The 19,038-nt window shown below is 68.8% G+C and carries 18 protein-coding genes; 7 read left to right on the top strand and 11 right to left on the bottom strand.

Features of this window, described 5'->3' with window-relative positions; all coding sequences use genetic code 11:
* Positions 1 to 4: 4 nt before the first annotated feature.
* A complete protein-coding gene (locus DDQ50_RS08250; RefSeq protein ID WP_116756292.1) occupies positions 5 to 1,144 on the top strand; it encodes an Mrp/NBP35 family ATP-binding protein in 1,140 nt (379 codons plus the stop codon).
* A 366-nt stretch (positions 1,145 to 1,510) separates the two neighbouring features.
* Positions 1,511 to 2,425 carry a LysR family transcriptional regulator gene (locus DDQ50_RS08245; RefSeq protein WP_116756291.1) on the top strand — a complete coding sequence of 305 codons (915 nt, stop codon included), beginning with the start codon at positions 1,511 to 1,513 and terminating at the stop codon, positions 2,423 to 2,425.
* Positions 2,426 to 2,465: 40 nt separating this feature from the next.
* Here DDQ50_RS08245 and DDQ50_RS08240 read toward each other — a convergent pair whose 3' ends face one another.
* Genes DDQ50_RS08240 through DDQ50_RS08230 form a run of 3 tightly spaced genes read right to left on the bottom strand, consistent with a single transcriptional unit; the run spans position 2,466 to position 5,648 of the window.
* Positions 2,466 to 3,875 carry a pyridoxal phosphate-dependent decarboxylase family protein gene (locus DDQ50_RS08240; protein WP_116756290.1) on the bottom strand — a complete coding sequence of 470 codons (1,410 nt, stop codon included), beginning with the start codon at positions 3,873 to 3,875 and terminating at the stop codon, positions 2,466 to 2,468.
* The gene (locus DDQ50_RS08235) at positions 3,872 to 5,236 is read right to left on the bottom strand and encodes an MFS transporter (RefSeq protein WP_116756289.1); all 1,365 of its coding nucleotides are present in this window, start codon (positions 5,234 to 5,236) and stop codon (positions 3,872 to 3,874) included. The genes DDQ50_RS08240 and DDQ50_RS08235 overlap by 4 nt, the downstream gene beginning before the upstream one ends.
* Before the next feature lie 46 nt (positions 5,237 to 5,282).
* A complete protein-coding gene (locus tag DDQ50_RS08230; RefSeq protein WP_116756288.1) occupies positions 5,283 to 5,648 on the bottom strand; it encodes a twin-arginine translocase TatA/TatE family subunit in 366 nt (121 codons plus the stop codon).
* A 64-nt stretch (positions 5,649 to 5,712) separates the two neighbouring features.
* Between DDQ50_RS08230 and DDQ50_RS08225 the strand changes: the two genes are divergently transcribed.
* A complete protein-coding gene (locus DDQ50_RS08225; RefSeq protein WP_116756287.1) occupies positions 5,713 to 6,339 on the top strand; it encodes an O-methyltransferase in 627 nt (208 codons plus the stop codon).
* A 184-nt stretch (positions 6,340 to 6,523) separates the two neighbouring features.
* Here the strand turns inward: DDQ50_RS08225 and DDQ50_RS08220 are convergent, their stop codons facing one another.
* The 3 genes from DDQ50_RS08220 to dapE form a co-directional block, all read right to left on the bottom strand.
* On the bottom strand, positions 6,524 to 6,694 hold the full coding sequence (locus tag DDQ50_RS08220) for a DUF3117 domain-containing protein (RefSeq protein ID WP_116756286.1): 171 nt from the start codon (positions 6,692 to 6,694) through the stop codon (positions 6,524 to 6,526).
* A gap of 101 nt (positions 6,695 to 6,795) precedes the next feature.
* Positions 6,796 to 8,049: a glycosyltransferase family 39 protein gene (locus DDQ50_RS08215; protein ID WP_133245941.1), complete on the bottom strand. Its 1,254-nt coding sequence runs from the start codon at positions 8,047 to 8,049 to the stop codon at positions 6,796 to 6,798.
* Entirely contained in the window at positions 8,025 to 9,113 is a 1,089-nt protein-coding gene (dapE, locus tag DDQ50_RS08210) for a succinyl-diaminopimelate desuccinylase (RefSeq protein WP_116756284.1), read from the bottom strand. Before dapE ends, DDQ50_RS08215 begins: the two co-directional genes overlap by 25 nt.
* An 80-nt stretch (positions 9,114 to 9,193) precedes the next feature.
* Here dapE and dapD point away from each other — a divergent pair, with 80 nt between their 5' ends.
* A complete protein-coding gene (gene dapD, locus DDQ50_RS08205) occupies positions 9,194 to 10,153 on the top strand; it encodes a 2,3,4,5-tetrahydropyridine-2,6-dicarboxylate N-succinyltransferase (RefSeq protein WP_116756283.1) in 960 nt (319 codons plus the stop codon).
* Between the two features lie 268 nt (positions 10,154 to 10,421).
* On the opposite strand, the gene DDQ50_RS08200 is transcribed toward dapD, so the two are convergent.
* The 3 genes from DDQ50_RS08200 to DDQ50_RS08190 all read right to left on the bottom strand — a co-directional run bounded on the left by DDQ50_RS08200 (position 10,422) and on the right by DDQ50_RS08190 (position 12,732).
* A complete protein-coding gene (locus DDQ50_RS08200) occupies positions 10,422 to 11,723 on the bottom strand; it encodes a citrate synthase (RefSeq protein ID WP_165829750.1) in 1,302 nt (433 codons plus the stop codon).
* Between the two features lie 159 nt (positions 11,724 to 11,882).
* Positions 11,883 to 12,206: a ferredoxin gene (gene fdxA / locus DDQ50_RS08195; RefSeq protein WP_116756282.1), complete on the bottom strand. Its 324-nt coding sequence runs from the start codon at positions 12,204 to 12,206 to the stop codon at positions 11,883 to 11,885.
* Positions 12,207 to 12,237: 31 nt separating this feature from the next.
* Positions 12,238 to 12,732 carry a hypothetical protein gene (locus DDQ50_RS08190; RefSeq protein ID WP_133245940.1) on the bottom strand — a complete coding sequence of 165 codons (495 nt, stop codon included), beginning with the start codon at positions 12,730 to 12,732 and terminating at the stop codon, positions 12,238 to 12,240.
* A gap of 128 nt (positions 12,733 to 12,860) precedes the next feature.
* On the opposite strand from DDQ50_RS08190, the gene efeU reads away from it, so the two are divergent.
* The 3 genes from efeU (at position 12,861) to efeB (ending at position 16,432) form a co-directional block, all read left to right on the top strand.
* Positions 12,861 to 13,712 carry an iron uptake transporter permease EfeU gene (efeU, locus tag DDQ50_RS08185; RefSeq protein ID WP_116756280.1) on the top strand — a complete coding sequence of 284 codons (852 nt, stop codon included), beginning with the start codon at positions 12,861 to 12,863 and terminating at the stop codon, positions 13,710 to 13,712.
* 85 nt (positions 13,713 to 13,797) lie between these two features.
* The gene (gene efeO / locus DDQ50_RS08180) at positions 13,798 to 15,012 is read left to right on the top strand and encodes an iron uptake system protein EfeO (protein WP_116756279.1); all 1,215 of its coding nucleotides are present in this window, start codon (positions 13,798 to 13,800) and stop codon (positions 15,010 to 15,012) included.
* Between the two features lie 31 nt (positions 15,013 to 15,043).
* On the top strand, positions 15,044 to 16,432 hold the full coding sequence (gene efeB / locus DDQ50_RS08175) for an iron uptake transporter deferrochelatase/peroxidase subunit (RefSeq protein ID WP_116756278.1): 1,389 nt from the start codon (positions 15,044 to 15,046) through the stop codon (positions 16,430 to 16,432).
* A gap of 106 nt (positions 16,433 to 16,538) precedes the next feature.
* Here efeB and DDQ50_RS08170 read toward each other — a convergent pair whose 3' ends face one another.
* On the bottom strand, positions 16,539 to 16,997 hold the full coding sequence (locus DDQ50_RS08170; RefSeq protein ID WP_116756277.1) for a hypothetical protein: 459 nt from the start codon (positions 16,995 to 16,997) through the stop codon (positions 16,539 to 16,541).
* A gap of 56 nt (positions 16,998 to 17,053) precedes the next feature.
* Entirely contained in the window at positions 17,054 to 18,973 is a 1,920-nt protein-coding gene (gene typA / locus DDQ50_RS08165) for a translational GTPase TypA (RefSeq protein ID WP_116756276.1), read from the bottom strand.
* Positions 18,974 to 19,038 lie beyond the last annotated feature (65 nt).

Genomic DNA, 19,038 nt, shown 5'->3' with positions numbered 1-19,038 from the left:
GACCATGGATCGGCCCGATGAGCTCGCCGAGGCCATTCGCGCGGGCCTGGCAACCGTGATCGACCCCGAGATCCGCAAACCCATCGTCGACCTCGGCATGGTCGGCGACATCACCGTCGACGAGAACGGAGCCGCCCGGGTCGAGGTCAAGCTCACCATCGTCGGCTGCCCGGCCGCCGACCGGATCGAGCGGGATGTCCGCGATGCCGTCAGCGTCGTGCCCGGAGTGACGTCGACCACGATCGATGTCTCGGTCATGTCGCCTCAGCAGCGGACGGAGATGACCGGCAGGCTGCGCGGCACACGACCCCGCGGATCGCGCTTCGGACCCGAGTCCCTGACCCGGGTCATCGCGGTGACGAGTGGTAAGGGCGGCGTCGGCAAGTCGAGTTTGACCGCCAACCTGGCCGTCGCGCTCGCGTCGCGCGGGCTCTCGGTCGGCCTGATCGACGCCGACGTCCACGGCTTCTCGATCCCCGGGATCCTCGGCATCGATCACGACGTGACGCCCACGAAGGTCGGTGAGCTCATGCTGCCGCCGGTCGCGTACGGCGTGAAGGCGATCTCGATCGGCATGTTCCTGACGGCGGAGCAGCGCGGTCAGGCCGTCGCCTGGCGCGGCCCCATGCTGCACCGGACGGTCGCGCAGTTCGTGACCGACGTCTTCTTCGGCGATCTCGACGTTCTCCTGCTCGATCTGCCGCCGGGCACGGGAGATGTCGCGATCTCCGTCGGCCAGCTACTTCCGGGCGCCGAGGTCATCGTCGTGACGACCCCTCAATCCGCCGCGGCCGAGGTCGCCGAGAGGTCCGGGATCCTGGCTCGCCAGACCGGACAGCACGTGGTGGGCGTGATCGAGAACATGGCGGGCTTCGTTCAGCCCGATGGATCCGTGCTCGACATCTTCGGCTCGGGCGGAGGCGCCGAGGCTGCGCGCCGACTGTCGTCCGAGACGGAGGAGGTGCCGCTGCTGGGCTCGGTCCCGCTCAGCCCCGCTTTGCGGGAGGGCGGCGACATCGGCGTGCCGATCGTGCTCAGCGACCCGCAGGACCCGGCAGCGATCGAGATCGGTCGGATCGCCGACCGGCTGTCCATCCGGGCGCGGAGCCTCGTGGGCCGCGGCCTTCCCGTCGTCCCCCGCTGAGCGCGGAGTCCGACGGGAGCGGGGTCCCGCGAGATCCTGGCTCGCGCGGTCGGAGGGACCGCACGCGGTAGGCCTGCCTGCTGCGCAGGGCCACCTGTTCCGCGTGGGGGTCGGGTCAGGCGCGGCGGGTGGGGATGCGGCGGTATCCGTCTCGGGCCACGACGATCGAGCTCGAGACGAGACCGAGCGACCCTGCGACGATGAGGACGACGAGAGCAATTGACGCGAACACTGGATGTGCCTTTCAGATGACTGTACAGACGGGTCTGCCCGTCTGTACCCAGTAGACCGCTCCCGACCTGTTAGCACAAGCGAATGGTTTAGCCATATAACGTAAGCCGCGCTTCATTATTGTACGCTAGGACGATGGACGTCCGTCGACTCGAACTTCTGCGCGAACTAGCGGAACGCGGCAGTGTGAGCGCAGTCGCGCAGGCGACCCACCGCACGCCGTCCGCGGTGTCGCAGCAGCTCAAGGTGCTCGAGCGGGAGATCGGTACCGCGCTGACCGAACGGCACGGTCGCGGGGTCATCCTGACCGACGCGGGCAAAGCCCTCGCGCGCACCGCCACCGACATCGCCGTCGCCATGGAGCGGGCCGAAGCCCTCTGGACCGAGTACCTCGGGACCCCGAGCGGCGAGGTGACCCTGGCGACGTTCCCGACCGCCGGCCAGATGTTCCTGCCGGGATTGCTCACCCGGTTGGAGGAGCACCCCGGCATCCGCCTCATCGCGACCGACCACGACCCGAGCCTCGACGGCTTCGCCGAGCTGGCCCACGATCACGACATCGTCCTGGCGCACTCCCCCGACGGTCCGCGAGCCTGGCGCACGAGTGAGCTGCACATCGTGGACCTCATGACCGAACCGCTCGACGTGGCGCTGCCACCGGACCACCGACTGGCGTCGAAGACCGTTCTGCGGCCATCGGACCTCGCCGGAGAGCCGTGGATCGGGGTTCCGCTCGATTTCCCGTTCCAGCAGGTGCTGCTCGAGATCGAGAAAGTCACGGGCGAGGCCCCCAACGTGCGGCAGCGTTTCAGCGACACCCGCATCGTCGAGTCGCTCGTGCAGACCGGGCACGGAGTGGCGATCCTCCCCCGCTTCACGGCGGGTTCGACCGCGTCCGAGATCACCCTGCGGCCGCTCGAGGGGGTCAGCGCCGAACGGCACATCTCCGCCCTGTCGAGGCCCGACCGGGCGGAACGGCCCTCCGTCAGGCTCATCCTCGACGCTCTGCGCGCAGAAGCCGAGGCCATCATGGGCGCCAACACCGCCTGACCGCGCGACGATCGCGGCCGCAAGGACTCCGGAGCCGCTGTCATCGCGCTCGGGAGACCCCCGCGAGCAGTTGGATGAGCAGCCCTTCGACGGCCTCGGGCGGGAGTCCCTCGACGAGAGACAGCAGTGGCGCCATCCGGTCGGGCAGCGGGCCGCTGACGATGGAGGCGACATCGCCGCCGAGGGACGCCAGCACCTCCTCGGGCGCGACCCGCGGAACTCCGCGGACGGTGTCGGCCGCCTCGATGAGCGCGCTCGTCAGCTCGGGCAGGACATCCTCGGTGACCGGGGTCACCGTGAGGTGCGTCGTGTGCGGGAGCGTCGCTGCCCCCGGCTGGGCGAAACCCGGCTGCAGCTGCAGCAGCCAGCCGAGCTGGCGAGCCGCGTCGGCCCAGTGGTGCGGATCGACACGACGGTCGGTCGGAACCGACTCGTCGACGGCCACGGCGAAAAGGGGCCCGACCGGGTCGCCCACCACCCGGAGGCCCTCGATGCCGCCGATCGTGGCGAGGAGCGAGTGGGTCGCTCGCCGCGAGCGCAGCGCGAGGTCGGCGAAACCGTCTTCGCCGAGGGCGCTGATGATCGCCCATGCCGCCGCGAGGGCGCCCGCCGACTTGGATCCGAGCATCGTCGGATTGACGACGGGGTATCCGGGCCAGCGCGTCGTCGCGAAGAACTGCCTGCGGTGACGGGCGGAGTCCCGGTGCAGCAACACGCTCACCCCCTTCGGCGCGAAACCGTACTTGTGCAGGTCGGCGGAGATGCTCGTGACGCCGGGAACCCGCAGATCCCAGGGCGGGAGATCGGATTCGAACGGCAGGACCAGGCCGCCGATGCACGCGTCCACATGGCAGGAGATCCCGGCGTCGGCGCAGGCGGAAGCGACCTCGGCCACGGGGTCGAGGGCCGCATACGGGTACGACGGGGCGGACACGACGGCGAGCGCCACGTCGGGGCCGAGCCGTCCGACGAGATCGGCGACGTCGATCGTTCCGGTCTCGGGTGACACGGGAACGAGGTCGAGATCGAGTCCGAAGTAGTGGGCGGCCTTGTGGAACGCGGCATGGACGGTCGTAGGGGCGAGGATGCGCGGCACACCCTGCCCGCCCCGTGCTCGCCACTCGTCGCGGGCCGTCTTGACGGCGAGGAGGCAGCTCTCGGTACCGCCGCTCGTCACCGATCCGGCGACCTCGTCGTCGCCTCCGAGAAGGTCGCGGACGAAGCCGACGACCTCCCCTTCGAGGACGGCGACCGACGTGAACGTGGTCGGGTCGAGGCCGTTGACCGGCTGCATGGCGCGGACCGCCCGGGCCGCGAGCTCGTCGAGCTCTGCGATACCGGGGTCGTACACGTAGCTGAGGACGTGCCCGCCATGAGTCGGGGCATCACCGGCGCGAAGCTCGTCGAGTCGGGCGAGGATGCTCTCGCTGGTCGCGCGTCGGGCGATCATGCACCCACCTCCGTGAACGATTCGCGGCGCAACCGGTAGCGACGCAGGGGAAGGAAACTGAGGGCGATGAGCAGCGCGGGCACCACGCTGAAGCTGATGGCGATTCCGGCGATCGCCTCCGGTGCCTGGCTGACGGTCTCACCGGCGACGCGCTCGACATACCCGGTGAGGGTGAGCACGACCGTGAGGGCTGTGGAGCCGAGCGCCATGCCCGTGGTCTCGCCGGCGGTCCAGACACCGCCGAAGGTGCCCGCGGATCCCGGGCCGGCACGCCGGGCGTCGTCGCCGATGACGTCGGGCAGCATCGCCATCGGCAGTGACTGCATCCCCGCGTAGGCGGCCCCCGCGACGGCGACGGGCAGGTACACCCACGGTCCCGGTGCCCAGAGCAGACCGAGGAGGGACAGCGCGGCGAGGCCGAAGACGACGCTGGCGATCGCGAATCCCCGCTCCTTGCCGATGCGGCGTGCGATACGTCCCCAGACGGGTGCGAAGACCAGCGCGGGGGCGATGAGGGCGAGGAAGAGCAGCGTGACAGCGTCCTCGCTGCGGAGCACCCAGGTCGCGACGTACTGCGCACCCGCGAGCATCATCCCCGTCGCGAGCGCCTGGAGACCGAAAGTCGCGAGCAGCGCGCGGAACGGCTGACTCCGACGGAGAACCGCGAGACTGCGCCGGTACCCGTCGGCGACCCGTCCGCGGGTCGCGGCACGGGCGGGAGCCGATCTCGGGGCCACCCCTGCGGCGACGAGCATCCCCACGCAGAGGACGAGCCCCGCGACGACGGCCATGATCAGATAGCCGAGCCTGTCGTCGGACGCGGCGCCGCGGAGCAGCGGGCCTCCCGCCCCGAACAGCAGGATGGCGAAGGTGAGGACGACGACCCGCCAGGTGAGGAGGCGGGTGCGCTCGTCGTAGTCGCTCGACAGCTCGGCGGGAAGCGCGATGTAGGGCACCTGGAAGACGCTGAACGCCGTCGCGGTGAGGACGAACGCGATCAGCACCCAGACGGCGGCGCCCGCGATAGGGAGCCCCGCCGGCACGGCGAAGGTCGCGATGAACAGCAGCGGGATCGTTGCGGCCCCGAGCAGCATGAAACGACGACGCGACCCGGTGCGGGCCAGATCCGCGTCGCTCGCGCCCCCGATCACCGGATCGATGACCACGTCCCACACTTTCGCGGCCGCGACGACGATACCTGCGACGAGAGCCGCGACTCCGAGCGTGTCGGTCAGGTAGTAGACGAGGACGAGACCCGGAAGGGTGCTGAAGCCTCCGGTGGCGAGCGAGCCGATGGCGTATCGCGCCACCGTCCCGGTCCGAAGACGGGTCGAGGCGACGGGCTGAACATCCGCGGTCATTGCCGCAGTGTACTGACAGCCCGAAGGCGGGCCGGGCAACGACGGGTCAGGTGGCCTCGGAGTCGAAGACCGGCCCGGAGGACGGCGCCGCGGGACTCTTGGGCGCGCTGGAGGACTTGGGCACCGGGCGCATCGATGTCGACACCGGTTTCACAGCGGGCTCGTCGGCGAGTGCCTCACGGATGATGCGGCGCGGGTCGTACTGCCGCGGGTCGAGCTTCTTCCAGTCGACCTCGTCGAACTCGGGACCCATCTCCTCGCGCACCCGCGTCTTCGCCCCGTCGGCGAAGTCCTTCACCCAGCGGACGGCGCGTCCGAGCGTGGCAGCGAATTGCGGCAGACGGTCAGGTCCGACGATCAGCACAGCGAGCACGGCGATCAGCAGGAGCTTCTCGAACGTCAGGCCGAACATGCGACAAGAGTAACCCCGTATCCTCACCGTCAGCGCAGGTACCGACCAATAGGCTGGCCTGGCTATGTCAGAGAAGGAAGTCAACTGGAAGTACGCCGACGACATCGTCGTCGAGCCCGAATCGATCGCGGTCGCGCGTCAGCACTCGCTCGAACTCGGCATCGACCCGGTCTCCCCGGCCGTGGGCGCACAGCTCGCGCTGCTCGCTGCGACGGCGAAGGCGACCTCGATCATCGAGATCGGCACGGGTGCAGGCGTCTCCGGTCTCTGGATGCTCAGGGGGGCGCCCAAGGCGACGCTCACCTCGATCGACAGCGAACCCGATCATCACCTCGCCGCACGCGCCGCGTTCGCCGAGGCGGGATACGGCATGGGTCGCATCCGACTCATCGCCGGTCGCGCGCTCGACGTGCTCCCGCGCATGAACGAGGAGTCTTACGACCTCGTCCTGCTCGACGCCGACCCCGAGAACGCGATCGAGTACCTCGAGCACGGCCTCCGGCTCGTGCGTCGCGGAGGACTCGTCCTGGTCGCCGGCGCACTGGCGGGCGGCGATGTCGCCAATCCCGCGAAGCGCGGAGCGGTCGCCACCGGCCTGCGCACCCTTCTCGACGAGGTGTCCGATTCGAGCGCGGTCTTCAGCGCTTTGTCCCCCGCCGGCGACGGTCTGCTCCAGCTCGTCCGTCGCTGACTCCTCCGCTCGTGGCCCGGTGCCCCTGGCTCGCCGGGCCGGGCGGTCATCGTCCGGGGACGCCGAACGCCCCGAGCACATCGGTGCCCGGGGCGTTCATCGGGTAGAGCCAGTCGGCGGCGAGGCGCTTGCTACAGCACCCGGCGCTCACTGCGGTACTCGGCGCTGAGCGCCTAGGACAGCACTAAGCGCCTACGACAGCACCGAGAGCGTCGTGCAGCTCCTTGGCCTCGGCGTCGTTCACCGACACGACGAGACGACCGCCACCTTCGAGCGGTACGCGCACGATGATGAGGCGACCTTCTTTGACAGCCTCCATCGGCCCGTCGCCTGTCCTCGGCTTCATTGCGGCCATTGAGTTCCCCTTTCTCAGGAATCGCTCTATTATCCCGTACCCCGCCGACATCCACCAAAACCACGCTCGAAAGTCCTTTTCGAGCCGGTATCCGGGGCGGATCAGGGAATCGACCACCAATTGACCGTCGGCCCCCAGGTCGCCCACAGCCAGAGCGCCTGGGCGATGAGACTGACCACGACGAGCCCGACCCGGAGCGGAATCGATCGCACGACGCCCACTGCACCGAGCAGCGGGAACATCGGCATCAGCAGCCTGAGCAGGCTCGACTGGGGGAAGAAGACGGCGAACAGGTAAAGCCCGTACGAGGCCGCCCAGAGTCGGATCTCGACGCCCAGTCGACGGACCGCGGGGAGGAACAGCAGAGCGGCGAACCCGACCACGATGAGCACGACCATGATCGGGCCGATCGTGCTGCCGAACCAGAAGGGCGCCGCCTGGAACCAGGGGGCGAACGGCAGGAGATGCTGGTGCCCGATCCACGACGACCGCCAGGCCAGCTCGGTGTCCGTGTACGCCGCGGGCGACCCGGTGACGAGCCAGGCGATGAGGACCCAGGCGAAGCCCATGAAGCCGCTGAAGGCGGTCAGGACAGCGACCCAGATGCGGTCCCGCGGAGGGAACGGCTCACGCGACCTCGTGAAGAAGCGGACCAGCCAGTACAGGCCGAGAGTGAGCGCGAAGGCGAGACCTGTCGGTCGGGTCAGCGCGACGGCGGCGATGACCGGCAGCAGCGGCACCCACCGGCGGCGGAGGAGCAGATGCAGAGCGAGCGCGAGGAAGAACAGCTGCATCGACTCGGCGTAGGCCATCTGCAGCATGAACGAGAGGGGCGAGACCGAGAACAGGACGACCGAGAAGAGCGCCGCGGAGTGGTCCAGCCGATCACGCAGCAACCGGTAGACCATGATCGCCGCGCCGAAACCGAATCCCATGGAGACGATGAACGCGGCGGGCGGCCAGCCCAGGCCGGTGACCAGCGTCACGACGCGGACGACGGCCGGATAGAGCGGCATGAACGCCCACTCGTTCTCGCCGACGTAGCCGGACGCATCGACCGGCAGCTCGTTCGGGTAGCCGAGCAGCGAGATCCGCCAGTACCACTGGCCGTCCCAGATCGCCGAGTAGTCGAAGAATCCCGCATACCCGCCGGCACGCGAACCCGACCCGGTCTGAGAGCCGACCAGCACGATCATGATGCTAGTCAGGATCCGCGCCGCAGCGTAGATCAGTACTACCTGGAGCCAGGGGCGCGCCCGCAGCGCACCGACGATGCGAGCTGCCGGACCGGCCGGCCCGGGTTGCGGGACGGCCGTGCTGCGCGTTTCGGTCAGCGGGTCGCGCCGGTCAGCCACGCCCGCAATCCTCGCTCGCAGTCGGTGATCTGCTGGAGCGGCACCCGCTCGTCGTCGGCGTGGGCCTTGAGAGGGTCGCCCGGGCCGTAGTTGACGGCGGGGATGCCGAGACCCGAGAAGCGGGCGACGTCGGTCCAGCCGTACTTGGGCATCGGTACGCCACCCACAGCCGCCACGAACTGCTGCGCGATCGGGGCGTCCAGGCCGGGACGTGCTCCGACGGCCAGGTCGACGATCTCGACCTCCCACTCGCCGAAGAGCTCCTCGATGTGCGCGATCGCCTCTTCACCCGAACGGCTCGGAGCGAAGCGGTAGTTGATGTGCACCATGCACTCGTCGGGGATGACGTTGCCGGCGATCCCCCCGCTGATACCGACCGCATTGAGACCTTCGCGGTAGACGAGACCGTCGACCTCGACCTGCCGGGCCGTGTAGGCGGCGAGGATGTCGAGGATCGGAGCCGCCTTGTGGATCGCGTTGTCGCCGACCCACGACCGGGCGGAGTGCGAACGGAGTCCGCGGGTGCGGATCTCGGCGCGGAGGTTGCCGTTGCAGCCGCCCTCGATCTCGGACCGAGTCGGCTCGGACAGGATCGCGAAGTCGCCCTGGAGCAGTTCGGGGTTCGTCTGGGAGAGCCGGTTGAGGCCGTTCTTCGACTCGGAGACCTCTTCGTGGTCGTACCAGATCCAGGTGATGTCGACGACGGGGTCGGTCAGTTCGGCGGCGAGCTTGAGCTGGACGGCGACGCCCGCCTTCATGTCGACCGTTCCGCGACCCCACAGGTAGTCGACGCCGTCGATGGTCTCGAAACGGGTCGGCAGGTTCTTGTTCAGCGGCACCGTGTCGATGTGTCCGGCGATGACGACCCGCTGGTCGCGGCCGAGGGAGGTTCGCGCCACGATGGTGTCGCCGAAGCGGTCGACCCGCAGGTGCGGCAGGGCGCGGACCGTGTTCTCGATCAGGTCGGCGAGGGGGCCCTCGTTGTCGCTGACGGAGTCGATGTCGCAGATGACCCGCGTCAGCTCGATCGAGGATGCGGACAGGTCGAGGACGTCGGAGCTCACCTCTCAACCCTACGGTCACCCGGGGGCTACCGCAGGTCCGCACACCCGTTCGGAAGGTCCCGCCCTACTACCCTTGGGGCATGACCAAGACAGCTCGCGCGGCGTGGGGCTACGGCCTCGCCACGGTCGCCTCCGACGGCACCGTCCTCGACACCTGGTACCCCGACCCGCAGCTCGGCGAGCTCCCCGCGGGCCGTGAGCCGTGGATCGTGCCCGCCGAGATCTCGCTGCACGCCGGGTCCGATCCCCGCCGTGACGTGCGCGTCGACGCCGTCACGGTCGAGATCGACATCGACAAGCCGCCGACGTCGACCTCCGACGCCTACCTGCGTCTGCACCTCCTCTCGCACACGCTCGTGAGGCCGAACGAGATCAATCTCGACGGCATCTTCGCTCAGCTGCCCAATGTCGCGTGGACGACGGCCGGCCCGATGCATCCCGACGTCGCGGCGGTCTCGGTTCCGTCGCTGCGCCGACACGGAATCCAGGTGCAGGGCATCGACAAATTCCCGCGCCTGACCGACTACGTCACTCCCCCGCGTGTGCGCATCGCCGACGCCTCCCGCGTGCGCCTCGGCGCGCATCTCGCGCCGGGCACCGTCGTCATGCACGAGGGCTTCGTCAACTTCAACGCGGGCACCCTGGGCGCCTCGATGGTCGAGGGTCGCATCTCGCAGGGCGTCGTCGTGGGCGACGGGTCCGACATCGGCGGCGGCGCCTCGATCATGGGCACGCTGTCGGGCGGCGGCAAGGAGCGCGTGACGATCGGCGAGCGCGCCCTGCTCGGCGCGAACGCCGGCATCGGGATCTCGCTGGGCGACGATTCGGTCGTCGAAGCGGGGCTCTACATCACGGCCGGGACGAAGGTCGCCCTCGTGGGCGCCGCTCCCCGCCCGGATGGCGGCCCGCAGGTCGTCAAGGCGGGTGAGCTGTCGGGACGCCCCGGGCTGCTCTTCCGCCGCAACTCCCTCACCGGAGCCGTCGAAGCCGTGGCCCGCAAGGGCGTGGGCATCGAACTCAACTCCGCCCTCCACGCCTAGACCGGATATTCCGGGTGCATCCGCACGTTGCGGCGTGGGCTATCGCTGCGGCTGCTGCTCGGACTCGTCGGCGCCGGCTACGACCGGATTCGCGGCAAGGCATCGCTGCGGGCTGAGCCCCTCGGCTTGTCGCAGCTCACAGCCCACTCGTAGCGGGCACGCGACCAACCCTCCGGACACGCACGATCCGGACATGCGCGCACGCTGGAACGCGCGTGCAAGTCCGCAATCCCCCGGCGCAAGCGTGCGCCGTAGGGCCCATCCGAGGTCAGCGGTTCAGGTGGCGTTCCGGGGGGCCCACGTAGAGCTGCTGGGGGCGGCCGATCTTCGTTGCGGGGTCGCTGTTCATCTCGCGCCAGTGCGCGATCCACCCCGGGAGACGCCCGATGGCGAACAGCACGGTGAACATACGCGGCGGGAAGCCCATCGCCTTGTAGATGACCCCGGTGTAGAAGTCGACGTTCGGGTAGAGCTTGCGCTCGATGAAGTAGTCGTCGGCGAGCGCGATCTGCTCGAGCTCACGAGCCAGGTCGAGCAGTTCGTCGCTCACGCCGAGGGCGTCGAGCACCTCGTCGGCGCTCTCCTTGACGAGCTTGGCGCGGGGGTCGTAGCTCTTGTACACCCGGTGGCCGAAGCCCATCAGGCGGACGCCCTCCTCCTTCTTCTTGACCCGTTCCACGAACTTGCCGACGCCTTCGCCGGAGTCGCGGATCTGGGCCAGCATCTTGAGGACGGCCTCGTTGGCACCGCCGTGCAGCGGGCCGTAGAGGGCGTTGATGCCCGCGGAGATCGAGGAGAAGATGTTCGCCTCCGTGGACCCGACCAGTCGAACGGTCGACGTCGACGCGTTCTGCTCGTGGTCCTCGTGGAGGATCAGCAGACGGTCGAGAGCCTTGGAAAGCACGGGGTTCACCTCGTACGGCTCGGCCATGTTGCCGAAGTTGAGCCGCAGGAAGTTGTCGACGAAGCTCAGCGAGTTGTCGGGGTAGAGGAACGCCTGGCCGAGCGCCTTCTTGTGCGCGTACGCGGCGATGACCGGCAGCTTCGCGAGGAGACGGATGGTCGAGATCTCGACCTGCTCGGGATCGTGCGGGCTGAGCGAGTCCTCGTAGTAGGTCGACAGCGCCGACACCGCCGACGACAGCACCGACATGGGGTGCGCGTTGTGCGGCAGGGCGGTGAAGAACCGCTTCAGGTCTTCGTGGAGGAGCGTGTGGCGGCGGATCTTCTCGTCGAACTCGAGCAGTTCGCTCTCGCTGGGCAGCTCGCCGTAGATCAGGAGCCAGGCGACCTCGAGATAGGTGGACTGCTTCGCCAGCTCCTCGATCGGATACCCGCGGTAGCGCAGGATGCCGTTCTCGCCGTCGATGTAGGTGATCGCGGAGCGGGTCGACGCCGTGTTGACGAAGCCCGGGTCGAGCGAGGTCAGACCCGTCTGCTTCGTGAGCGACGACATGTCGATGCTCGACGGGCCGTCGACGCTTCGCGCGATGGCGAACTCGGCTGTGCCACCTGGGTGGATCAGCTTGACGCTCTCGGTCTCACCTGTCGTGTGGCCGACATCGCCCACGGGTGCCTCCTCGGGGATCTGCTCGAGTGGTCTCGCTGCGGGCTGGTGGCACGCGGGCGAGGTGACTACAGCCTAGAACGTCGCCAGGGCAATCGTGACATCGAGCAACACTCGGGCGGATCCGTTAGTGGAATCCACAGCGGACCGATCTGTGCTCGATCAGGCCTCGACCTGCGGCGGCAGGGCGGTGATGACGGCGTGGTCCTTGTGGATCACACCCACCTTCGCGGCGCCGCCTGGGGAGCCGAGGTCGTCGAAGAACTCCACGTTGGCCTTGTAGTAGTCGGCCCACTTGTCGGGAAGGTCGTCCTCGTAGTAGATCGCCTCGACCGGGCAGACCGGCTCGCACGCACCGCAGTCGACGCACTCGTCGGGGTGGATGTAGAGCATGCGGTCGCCCTCGTAGATGCAGTCGACGGGGCATTCGTCGATGCAGGCCCGGTCTTTAACATCGACACAGGGCAGAGCGATCACATAGGTCACGAGTGGAGATCCTTTCCAGTCAGCCAGTATTTCACTGTCCGGAGGAGTTACCTGACGAGGAGCCGCGAACCGCGAGCGCGCGGGCTCCCGGCCAGGCGAGGATGATGACGGCCACGATGGTCGGACCGAGCGCCCAGACGAGGCCGCCGAGGTCGTCCTGGATGAGCACGGAGCCGTTGGCCCCGGGCAGCGAGAGCAGTCCGACGACGAGGACGACCCCGAACGCGGCGAGTCCCGCGAGCCACCGCGATTCGAGCGCGATCCGGATGCCGGCCAGGAGCAGCGCCACCGCCGCGAGTCCTGCGACGAGTCCCACGGGAAGCGGCAGGCCGAGCTCCGTCCAGCTCAGCTGGTGCGCAAAAGTCCCGATTCCCCCCACCACCCCGCCGAGCACCAGCGCGGCGACAGCCTCTGCGATCTTCGAACCGATGCCCGCCACCGGAGCGTCGCCGGTTTCGCGGGAAACCCCCGCCTGACCGCCGTGGAGCTGGCTGCCGGGTCCGAGATCACTCGCAGGTCTGGGCACGCTGGATTGTATCCGGCGCCCCGTCGCCATACCCCGTGATCGGCTGGACAACCGACCGACCGTGGTCCTACAGTCATCCAAGGGTAGGCAATCCTAACCAATCCTGACCGAGCGGATCCTTAGTTCCTGTGTTCTCGACTTATCTGATCGGCCTGCGCGAAGGCCTCGAGGCCGGCCTCGTGGTCGGCATCCTCGTGGCCTATCTGCACAAGCTGTCGCGCACCGATCTCCTCCCCCGACTCTGGGTCGGCATCGGCCTCGCGGTCGCCGCCTCGCTCGCGACCGGAGCCATCCTGACCTTCGGTCCCTACGGCCTGAGCTTCCAAGCGCAGGAGATCCTCGGCGGCGCCCTGTCGATCCTCGCTGTCGGCCTCGTCACGTGGATGACCTTCTGGATGAGCGAGCACGCCCGCGGCCTCAAGGGCGAGCTGCAGACCAAGCTGGATGCCGCTCTGGCGGGATCGGGCGTCGGCCTGGTGATCCTCGGCATCGTGAGCGTCGGACGCGAAGGCATCGAGACCGCTCTCTTCGTCTGGGCGACCGTCGGCCCCGGCGGGTCGACTCTCGCCAGCACGCTCGGCGCCGTGCTCGGAATCCTCACCGCCGTCGTCATCTCGTGGCTCATCTACCGCGGCTTCGTCCGCATCAATCTCGGCAGCTTCTTCACCTGGACCGGCGGATTCCTGATCGTCGTCGCGGCAGGGGTGCTGCTCTACGGGGTCGGCGACCTGCAGGAGGCGGGCCTCATCCCCGGCTGGGGCCAGCCCGCCTTCAGCCTCGCGGCACTGATCCCGCCGTCGAGCTGGTACGGCACGGTCCTCGGCGGAGTCTTCAACTTCACGCCCGAGCCGACCTGGGCGCAGGTCGTCGCCTGGCTGCTCTACGTCGTGGTGGTGCTGCCGATCTTCATCCACCGCCTGCGCCGACGCCCGGCCGAGCGCGCCACCGCATCCGGCGTGCCGCAACCGCGCAGCGTCTGAGCCGCCCCGGCCGCAGCGTGGCGGCCGCAGTGCGAACCGACTCCCCTCACACAGCACACAGCACTATCCCTACGACAGGAGCCCCATGTCCCGCCGCCTCCTCCTCAGCGCTGCCGCAGCGACTGCGCTGGCCCTGACCCTCGCCGGCTGCGTGCCGAACAACGCCGGGTCCGCGACGTCGATCGATGTCGCGATCGCCGATGACGCGTGCGATGTGTCCGCCGCCGAGACGGCGGCCGGCGCGGTCACCTTCTCGCTGACCAACAGCGGCAGCGACGTCAACGAGTTCGAGATCCTCGCCGAGGACAAGCTCCGCATCGTCGGCGAGAAGGAGAACGTGACCCCCGGCCAGACCGTGACCTATACGGCTCAGCTGGGCCCGGGCACCTACTACACGGCCTGCAAGTTCCAGCTCATCGGGGCACCGGTCGGGCTCGCCGAGTTCACCGTCACCGGCGAGAGCATCGCCGCATCGGAGGACGAGCAGCAGCTGATCGACGAGGCGACGGCCAACTACATCTCCTACATCAAGTCGCAGACCGGCGAACTTGTGCCCGCTGTCCAGGAGTTCGTCGACGCCTACGTCGCGGGCGACGACGAGAAGGCGCGTGGGCTCTTCGCGACCGCGCGCGTGCCGTACGAGCGCATCGAGCCGACCGCCGAGGCCTTCGGGGATCTCGACCCGATGATCGACTACCGCGAGGTCGACGCCGTGGCGGAGGGCCTCGACTGGACCGGCTTCCACCGGATCGAGAAGGACCTCTGGCCCCCGGCCGCCGACGCGCTCAACTCCGACGGGACGAGCGCACTCCTCGACTGGACGCCCTCGACTCCCGAGCAGCGCGCCGAATTCGGCCAGAAGCTCGTGGACGACGTCCAGAGCCTCTACGACCTCGTCTACGCCGACGACTTCCAGGTCTCGCTCGACGACATCAGCAACGGAGCCATCGGCCTGCTCGACGAGGTGGCCGTCGGCAAGATCAGCGGCGAGGAGGACTGGTGGTCGCACACCGACCTCTACGACTTCGCCGCGAACGTGCAGGGCGCCGAGGTGGCCTTCGGCAACGTCGAGGACATCGCCGCCGGGACAGGCGACGACGGCACCGCGCTCGTGGCCCAGATCTCCGACGAGTTCGCCGCGCTCGAAGCGCTCCTCGCCGAATACGGTTCGCTCGACGGGGGCTTCGTCTCCTACGACACCGTGACCGACGAGCAGCGAGCCGAACTCTCGGACCGCGTCAACGCGCTCGCCGAACCGCTGTCGCAGCTCACCGCGACCGTGCTGGGAGCCGCAGGCTAGAGGGTCCGGATCACGGGCTAGCATTCGCAGGATGGCCGAACAGGATCGCCGAGACGACTCGGCCGCGAACCCCGCGGCCGAGTCGTTCTCCGCACCCGGGACACCCTCGGAACGCGTCTCGGAGCTGCCGTCGGAGCAGGTCACCGACTCGGCTGAGCGGCCGACCGGCATCTCGCGCCGCGGCCTGTTCGGACTCATCGGCGTCGGAGCTGCCGGGGTCGCCGTCGGCGGGGCCGGCGGGGTCGGCATCACCGCCGCCGTCGCGACCAGCAATGGCGTCGATACGGCCCGCGTCTACCCTTTCGAGGGCCTGCATCAGGCCGGAATCGTCACGCCCGCCCAGGACCGCCTGCACTTCGCGGTCTACGACCTCGACGCCTCCGTCACCCGCGACGATCTGATCGAGCTCTTCAAGGACTGGTCGTATGCCGCAGCGCGCATGACTCGCGGTCTCGAGGTCTCCGAGTCCGGCGCGACGGGCGGATCGGATTACGCGCCGCCCGACGACACCGGCGAGGCGCTCGACCTGCCCGCCAGCGGACTCACCATCACCTTCGGCTTCGGCCCGAGCCTGTTCACGACGTCGGACGGCACAGACCGCTTCGGACTCGCCGCGAAGCAGCCGTCATCGCTTCAACCGCTCCCCCGATTCGCCGGCGACGCGCTCGAACCCGGAGCCACCGGCGGCGATCTGTGCATCCAGGCCTGCGCCGACGACCCCCAGGTGGCGGTGCACGCGATCCGCAACCTCAGCCGGATCGCCTTCGGCCGGGCGTCGATCCGGTGGTCGCAGCTCGGCTTCGGCCGCACCTCGTCGACGTCGACGAGCCAGGTGACCGCACGCAACCTGTTCGGCTTCAAGGACGGCACGGCGAACGTGAAGGCCGAGCAGACCGAGACCGTCGACACCCAGGTCTGGGTCCAGCGCGGCGACGACGTCGATTGGATGACGGGCGGCAGCTATCTCGTCGCCCGCAAGATCCGCATGATCATCGAGAGCTGGGACCGTCAGCAGCTGCTCGAGCAGGAGCGGGTCATCGGCCGCAGCAAACGCGAAGGCGCTCCGCTGTCCGGCGGCACCGAGTTCACCGAGATGGACTTCGACGCCACCGGTGCTGCCGGCCAGCCGCTCATCGACGAGGCCGCGCACGTGCGTCTCGCGCATCCGAGCGCCAACGGCGGCGCCCAACTGCTGCGCCGCGGCTACAACTACGTCAACGGCAACGACTCCCTCGGCCGCCTGGACGCGGGCTTGTTCTTCATGAGCTACCAGCGCGACCCCGAGCAGTTCATCACCGTTCAACGCAGTCTGTCGCGGGATGCCCTGAACGAGTACATCAAGCACGTCGGCTCGGGCATCTTCGCGATCCCGCCCGGCATCGAGAACGGCGGCTGGATCGGCGAGGGCCTCTTCGCCTGACGCCGCCGGTCTCGATACCGCGTCCTGGTCCGCCGTAGGCGGACGGCGCGAAGCGCGTACCGAGACCGGTCGAGTAGGCCGTGGGCCGTACCGAGACCGGCCGGCCTCAGACGCTGGTGACGACGTAGACGGCGGTCACGACGCCGTCCGTGTCCGTCGCGAAGGTCAGCTGCACGTTGTACTCCGTGCCGCTGAACGAGCCGAAAGCGCTGTTGCCGTCAGCGTTGCTGACGTCGGCGGTGAATCCCGCGCCCTCTAGCGCGGCCTTCGCGTCGTTGTAGGCGTCGGCCGAGCCCGGCTGGATGATGACGGTCCACCCGGCTCCTCCCCCGGCGGCGCCGCCGACGACGGTGCCCTCGACGAGCGGAATCGAGTCGGGGAACCCCTCCGAGATCTGCCCGTCGGTCGAGATGTCGACGTCTCCGCCGACGGCTTCCTCGATCGCCTTGTCGACGGCACCGCCCACGATGTTCTCGAGCGGGTTGCCGCTGCACGCCGACACGCTCGTCAGCAGCGCGATGGACAGGGCCGCGGCGGCCAGGAAACGGAACGAGCGGGGAGCCATGCCACCCAGGATAGGTGAGGCTCCCCGCTCGATCGGGGTACTGCGACGGCGACGCGTCAGGCGTTCTGCTTCTTCAGACGCGAGGTGGCGCGAGCGCGGGCGTTCTGGTCGAGCTCGACCTTGCGGATGCGGACGAACTCGGGAGTGACCTCGACGCACTCGTCGTCGCGGGCGAACTCGAGGGCCTCTTCCAGCGTCAGCTTGCGCGAGGGCGTCATGCGCTCGAAGTTGTCGGCAGTGGACTGACGCATGTTGGTCAGCTGCTTCTCCTTCGTGATGTTGACGTCCATGTCGTCGGCACGCGAGTTCTCGCCGACGACCATGCCCTCGTAGACCTCCTGCGTCGGCTCCACGAAGAACGACATGCGCTCCTGCAGGTTGACGATCGCGAACGGCGTGACGACACCGGAGCGGTCGGCGACGATCGAGCCGTTGATGCGGGTCGTGATCTCGCCCGCCCAGGGCTCGTAGCCGTGCGAGATGGCGTTCGCGATACCGGTGCCGCGCGTGATGGTGAGGAACTCGGTGCGGAAGCCGATGAGGCCGCGCGAGGGAACGACGAATTCCATGCGCACCCAGCCGGTGCCGTGGTTGCTCATGCCGTCCATGCGGCCCTTGCGGGCGGCGAGCAGCTGCGTGATGGCGCCGAGGAATTCCTCGGGGGCGTCGATCGTGAGGTGCTCGTACGGCTCGTACAGCTTGCCGTCGATGCGCTTGGTGACGACCTGCGGCTTGCCGACGGTGAGCTCGTAGCCCTCGCGGCGCATCTGCTCGACGAGGATGGCGAGCGCGAGCTCGCCGCGACCCTGGATCTCCCACGCGTCGGGGCGTCCGATGTCGACGAGCTTGATCGACACGTTTCCGACGAGTTCGCGGTCGAGACGGTCGCGGACCATGCGAGCGGTCAGCTTGTGGCCCTTGACCTTGCCGATGAGCGGCGAGGTGTTCGTGCCGATCGTCATCGAGATGGCCGGGTCGTCGACCGTGATGGTCGGCAGCGGGCGCACGTCCTCGGGGTCGGCGATGGTCTCACCGATGGTGATCTCGGGGATGCCCGCGATGGCGACGATGTCACCGGGGCCGGCGGTCTCGACCGGGAAGCGGGTGAGAGCGCGCGTCATCAGCAGCTCGGTGAGCTTGACGTTCTGGACGGAGCCGTCGTGCTTGACCCACGCGACCTGCTGGCCCTTCTTGATGTTGCCCTGGAAGACGCGCAGCAGCGCGAGGCGACCGAGGAACGGCGAGGAGTCGAGGTTCGTGACGTGCGCCTGGAGGGGGTGCTCGTCGTCGTAGGTCGGTGCGGGGACGTGCTTGAGGATCGCGTCGAACAGCGGCTCGAGGTCGTCGTTGTCGGGAAGGCTGCCGTTCTCGGGCTTGTTGTCGCTCGCGGCACCGTTGCGGCCCGATGCGTAGACGACGGGCACGTCGAGGATGGCGTCGAGGTCGAGGTCGGGGTGCTCGTCGGCCATGTCGCTGGCGAGGCCGAGGAGCAGGTCCTGGCTCTCGGCGACGACCTCGTCGATGCGCGCGTCGGGGCGGTCGGTCTTGTTCACCAGCAGGATGACGGGCAGCTTGGACTCGAGAGCCTTGCGCAGCACGAAGCGCGTCTGGGGCAGGGGCCCCTCGGATGCGTCGACGAGGAGGACGACGCCGTCGACCATCGACAGACCGCGCTCGACCTCGCCGCCGAAGTCGGCGTGACCGGGGGTGTCGATGACGTTGATGGTGATCGGTCCGCCCGCGCCGTGCTCGACCGCGTGCTTGCCGTTGTACAGGATCGCCGTGTTCTTGGCGAGGATCGTGATGCCCTTCTCACGCTCCAGGTCGTTCGAGTCCATCATCCGGTCCTCGCCCTCGAAGTGGGCGTCGAACGAGTTCGTCTGCTTGAGCATGGCGTCGACCAGCGTGGTCTTGCCGTGGTCGACGTGGGCGACGATCGCGACGTTGCGCAGATCTGAGCGCGCGGCAAGTGCCATGAGAAAACATCCTTGGGAAGAGAGGGGGCCGGAGCTGCAACGTCACGGCCGGAGAACGGCGCGGC

The organism is Amnibacterium flavum (assembly GCF_003097495.1).
GTDB classification, from domain to species: Bacteria; Actinomycetota; Actinomycetes; order Actinomycetales; family Microbacteriaceae; genus Naasia; species Naasia flava.
The sequence above is the reverse complement of the archived record's forward strand: the minus strand, read 5'-3'. Positions and strand labels throughout refer to the sequence as shown.